Source organism: Legionella sp. km772, assembly GCF_003989735.1.
GTDB lineage: Bacteria > Pseudomonadota > Gammaproteobacteria > Legionellales > Legionellaceae > Legionella.
In genome coordinates, this window is record NZ_RZGQ01000209.1 from 1 (window position 1) to 4411 (window position 4411).

The following is a 4411-nucleotide window of genomic DNA, read 5'->3' on the forward strand; positions in this document are numbered from 1 at the left end:
TCATTTAAATCACTTTGCTATTAAGTACAAATTGATTCTTAGAGCGAACCAGATTGCTTGGCAGGAGCTTAAAAATATGGCAGCTTAAAATTGACCGTGCGTAACATGAGTTAATAAAACAGGAGTTATGGCAATCCGCATTAAATCTTCAGCAACACTCCCTAAGAGCCAGTGATTAAAACCTCGGCGTCCATGGGTGCCTAAGATAATTAAATCAATAGATAATTCCTTCACTTTATCTATAATCACCTCGGCAATGCGCCCTTGGAAAGGATTTAATTCAACTAAGAGGGTTTTACATTTTAATGCTGAGTTGGCTTTGACTAAGCCTGCGGCCTGTTTAAGTATTTCTAAGCCCTCATCTCGATATCTTGAGATCAAATAATCATAATCAAAACCCACACCACCCCGAAAGCCAAAAGTCTCTTCCACAATATGCAGCAAAACTAATTTTGCTTTTTGATTTTCCGCTAATTTCATGGCATGTTGTAAGGCTTGCTGCGATACCTCGCTCCCATCCACTGCGACCATAATTTTTTTATAAAGCATCGGCTCACTCCCTTAGAACCTCTTAATCAAATACTAGATGAGACAGGGATAAATGCAAGCTGGCTCACTTGCCAACGTAGATAAATAAATCTAGAATGAACGCTTCACATGGAGGTAAATATGAACCAAACTCTCGCTAATTTCGCACTCCAAGGGCTATTGCTCATGATGCTCTTTATTCCTATAGGACAGGCAAATGCCCATTCTTGGGATTTTTTTTCTAATAAGTGGCATGATAATGAGGCCTTGCTAGTTCTTCATTATAAGGCAGGGTATGTCGAAAACATCCATTCGGCCAGTTTTGCCTTTTTCGGCGTTGATGATTGCCAAAAAGATTTATTAGCCTACTACAAAACTCCCCTGCAAGAAAAAGCTCCATTTGCCATAAGACCATTAACAAAATTTGCTTTGTTAGGTGATAAAATATACCAAATAGCTACAGGCTTACTCCCAACAAAGGATATTCACTCTATCCAATCTTTATTAATTCGTTTTCGAGGCAAAAATAAAGAACTACCTCGTTTTCTCAGCGCATGTGCGGATGAAGGAGTTAATTGTTGTGTGGCAATCCAATGCTCTAACGATGCCGGAATTTGCCTGCCCAAATTTAACTTTCCAGCTCAATCCTTTATTTTCTTTTCAGACTACAACTGAAGAAGAAAATATCATTAAAGGCCATCACTCAATTAGTGATATTTTTGAAAAATTTAAACTGTAACTATTTGTGTACGCTAATGAATTGTTTATAAATGGAATAAGCAACATAAGCAATGGCACTAATCAATCCTAACGATAAGAATGTTTTTAGATTGAACTACTAAAGATGAAGTATGCCCACTGCACAGCATTCCACCAGCGAGGCCGTGCAAGTAAAAATTAAGATGACTTAAAGCGACTCCTATGAATTCTGAGGGTAGAGGGAAGAACACTGATATAAACCGCTAATCATGCTACAATGAATGATTTTACACCTCCCCCTTTGAAAGACATGATTACCCTACGTGAACCTGCAGCGGAAGATGAAGCCTTATTCCTTAATGCTGTACAGAAGAGCCGCGACTTCTACTTTCCTTTTATTGTCGCGCCCGATACTCCTGAGGCCTTTCAAAGCTATTTGGCTAAAAGTAAAATGGCGAGTGAAAAATACTTTATTGCTTGGAATAATCAGCAAGAGATGATCGGCGTATTTAATATTAGCGGTATGATCCACGGTGTGTTTAAAAGTGCTTATCTGGGTTATTACGCGGTGGTTGACCACGCAGGTAAAGGCTTAATGAGCCAAGCATTAAACTTGGTCTTACACGAAATATTCACTACTTTAGAGCTTCATCGCATTGAAGCCAATATCCAACCTAATAATAGCGCCTCAATTCGGTTGGTAACCAAAAAGGGGTTTTTAAAAGAGGGTTTTTCTCAACGCTATTTAAAAATTCATGGAATCTGGCAAGATCATTTTCGTTTTGCCTTGACCTTTGAGGATTGGTTAGCCATGCAATGCTAGAAGATTAGGCTCCAAGCAACTACACTATAGGATAAGAGTTAACCAAGATGATTAAGCCAATGGTAAGAGATGTCTTTGAACGCAAAAATCTTGCATTAGTTCAGACCATGCTCATTTTATTGGGCGCCCCTTTTTTTTTAATTATCGATAGCCCCTGGCTCAGCCCTTATTTTTCGCATGGACAAGAGTTAGCAAACCTTACCATGGTTTTTTTCTATGTATGGTTCTTATTGCTTGCTCCCCGTAAGCTTTATTGGTTATTGCTGTTAATGACTATTTGTAGTTTTTTTGCCGAAATTATTGGCTCACAAATTTTAGGCCTGTATCAATACCGTTTAAAAAACATTCCCATGTACATCCCGCTTGGCCACGCCTTGATATACGCAACGATGTATTATCTTGGTAAAGCACCCTGGATTTGGCAAAACCACAAAGCCATTGAACGATGTTTAGCGAAATTTGCCTTTGTCACTGCCTTCATGTCTTTATTCATTTTGAACGATGTGGCTGGGTTTTTATGTTACCTCTTATTTTTATGTATTCTCCATTACCACAAAAAACCCTTATTTTATTTATTTATGTTTGCCATGGTCTATTACATTGAGCTCTTAGGAACGGTTTTTTCAACCTGGTCTTGGTACTGTGTTATCGGCAATCACCCGCATTTTCCCCCTATTGCTTATACCCCATCAGGCATGGCAGGTATTTATATCCTCATTGACCTTATCAGTAATTCCGTCTATTTCTATGCTTTAAAAATAATACGTTATTTCCGTCGCTTAGGATTAACTTCCTCCATCGATTTTTATTTAGACAAAACCTTGAACGATAATTTTATGGAAGGACGTATTTTAGTGAAAAAAACAGAGGTAGCGGGGTGATTTTATTATTTCTTGGTTTTATCCAAAGTAGCGGTAAAAAACATTAAAACAACACCAATAAAAGCCCCAATGATTGAGCCAATTCCGGGTGATTTCAAGCTGCCAATCACCGCGCCTATTCCCATGCCAATAGCTATTTCAATGCTAAGATATAAAGCACTTAAGAGTATACTGGCGATGTTTTCATGGGAAAGTACTTTCATTTTATAGGTGCGTTTATGAATTTTATAAATGGCCACAATGCCCGTAAATAGCCCACCGATCATGCCCCCAATTAATAAACCAAGGACTGAACCTAAAGCCATAGCAGGTTTAAAATTTTCCAGTACCAATTCACTTAAATTATAGGGGTTAGTAATAAACCAGCCGGCAAAAAAGCCAACCGCCCCACCGGTAAGGGCTCCCACGAAGGTTCCAATACAAGCAGCAACATAAATACAAGGATTATTTATGAGGTTGACAAGTTGAGTTAATAAGCGTTGCAATAATCGTTCTGTAGGCATTAATAGTGACTTAATTACTTAAATGCCCAGCATATCCTATTTTTATTTATGCTCACAAGCATCTTAAATTAGGGTAAAACATAAGCGAGTAAAACAATTAAACCCGCCAGAGCAATTAAGGGATGCAAAACCGCTATTAATTTTGGGATCTTTCGATGGCTTATATCCAAAGTAGCTAAAGTTAGCCCGCCTAAAGCTGCTAGGATGAACAGTGCTAGACTCGTAAGAAGTAAGGGAGAAGAACCTCTTATAAACATATAAACAATGACACAGCTTATGGCTGCAAGCGCTAATGCACCATGCAAAAACAAAGCCGCCTTCTGCGTAGGCCTATCTTGTAATACAGCCACTAAAAGTGCTAGACCAAAAACAGCGGCCAAGAGAAATAAAACAATTGCAATAATTAGCATTAAATCTCCTATTAAAAACCTGTTAAACTCCACTTAGGCAAAATCACTTAAGCTCCGTTTTATTCCAAAAAACTTCTTGCGCCAACTGCTGTTCTACTCTTCCTTAGCAAAAAACTAGATTTGCACTAAAGCATCAGGATTTAAAAACCATTAGAGGCATCATCAGGATCATTGTCACACTCATTGTCAGGACAATACAGTCCTCCCTCAGACTTATCAAAATTTTCATCTTGTATTTCAGTTGATGCCTTACTTTGAGAAATATCGCCCGCATCAATTTCTTGCTGCAAGCTATTTGAAGAGGAATCCCCTTTAGTTTCTGGCGGAATATCGGCAAAAGATGAACTGGCTAATACTAGCCCAAAAAGAACAACCCGCGGTTTCATTATTAGACTCCTTTTGGTTTACATAAAGTATAGCAATTAGTACGCAGGGTATTTTTAACACTAATAACTCATGTTACGCACGGTCAATTTTAAGCTGCCATATTTTTAAGCTCCTGCCAAGCAATCTGGTTCGCTCTAAGAATCAATTTGTACTTAATAGCAAAGTGATTTAAATGAGTTT

7 protein-coding genes are annotated in these 4411 nt (G+C 38.3%); 3 read left to right on the forward strand and 4 right to left on the reverse strand.

Translation table 11 applies throughout. The annotated features are described in order from the left end of the window. Positions 1-84: 84 nt before the first annotated feature. Positions 85-549, reverse strand: coding sequence for a universal stress protein (locus ELY15_RS13770; RefSeq protein ID WP_127101014.1), 465 nt, complete (start codon positions 547-549; stop codon positions 85-87). A 120-nt stretch (positions 550-669) separates the two neighbouring features. On the opposite strand from ELY15_RS13770, the gene ELY15_RS13775 reads away from it, so the two are divergent. From ELY15_RS13775 to ELY15_RS13785, 3 genes are all read left to right on the forward strand, one after another. After that, positions 670-1203: a hypothetical protein gene (locus tag ELY15_RS13775; protein WP_127101016.1), complete on the forward strand. Its 534-nt coding sequence runs from the start codon at positions 670-672 to the stop codon at positions 1201-1203. A 301-nt stretch (positions 1204-1504) separates the two neighbouring features. Further along, positions 1505-2050 carry a GNAT family N-acetyltransferase gene (locus ELY15_RS13780; protein WP_233586785.1) on the forward strand — a complete coding sequence of 182 codons (546 nt, stop codon included), beginning with the start codon at positions 1505-1507 and terminating at the stop codon, positions 2048-2050. 47 nt (positions 2051-2097) lie between these two features. Continuing rightward, positions 2098-2931 (forward strand): hypothetical protein, encoded by an 834-nt coding sequence (locus ELY15_RS13785; protein ID WP_199744230.1) that lies wholly within the window; start codon positions 2098-2100, stop codon positions 2929-2931. A gap of 5 nt (positions 2932-2936) precedes the next feature. Here ELY15_RS13785 and ELY15_RS13790 read toward each other — a convergent pair whose 3' ends face one another. From ELY15_RS13790 to ELY15_RS13800, 3 genes are all read right to left on the reverse strand, one after another. After that, positions 2937-3434 carry a hypothetical protein gene (locus tag ELY15_RS13790; RefSeq protein WP_127101018.1) on the reverse strand — a complete coding sequence of 166 codons (498 nt, stop codon included), beginning with the start codon at positions 3432-3434 and terminating at the stop codon, positions 2937-2939. A 68-nt stretch (positions 3435-3502) separates the two neighbouring features. After that, positions 3503-3844, reverse strand: coding sequence for a hypothetical protein (locus ELY15_RS13795; RefSeq protein ID WP_127101020.1), 342 nt, complete (start codon positions 3842-3844; stop codon positions 3503-3505). Between the two features lie 140 nt (positions 3845-3984). Then, the gene (locus ELY15_RS13800; RefSeq protein ID WP_127101022.1) at positions 3985-4230 is read right to left on the reverse strand and encodes a hypothetical protein; all 246 of its coding nucleotides are present in this window, start codon (positions 4228-4230) and stop codon (positions 3985-3987) included. Positions 4231-4411 lie beyond the last annotated feature (181 nt).

Excerpts from the sequence above, each read along its gene's own strand:
- ELY15_RS13770 (WP_127101014.1), bottom strand. The coding sequence starts at position 549 with ATGCTTTATAAAAAAATTATGGTCGCAGTGGATGGGAGCGAGGTATCG.
- ELY15_RS13775 (WP_127101016.1), top strand. The coding sequence starts at position 670 with ATGAACCAAACTCTCGCTAATTTCGCACTCCAAGGGCTATTGCTCATG.
- ELY15_RS13780 (WP_233586785.1), top strand. The coding sequence starts at position 1,505 with ATGAATGATTTTACACCTCCCCCTTTGAAAGACATGATTACCCTACGT.
- ELY15_RS13785 (WP_199744230.1), top strand. The coding sequence starts at position 2,098 with ATGATTAAGCCAATGGTAAGAGATGTCTTTGAACGCAAAAATCTTGCA.
- ELY15_RS13790 (WP_127101018.1), bottom strand. The coding sequence starts at position 3,434 with ATGCCTACAGAACGATTATTGCAACGCTTATTAACTCAACTTGTCAAC.
- ELY15_RS13795 (WP_127101020.1), bottom strand. The coding sequence starts at position 3,844 with ATGCTAATTATTGCAATTGTTTTATTTCTCTTGGCCGCTGTTTTTGGT.
- ELY15_RS13800 (WP_127101022.1), bottom strand. The coding sequence starts at position 4,230 with ATGAAACCGCGGGTTGTTCTTTTTGGGCTAGTATTAGCCAGTTCATCT.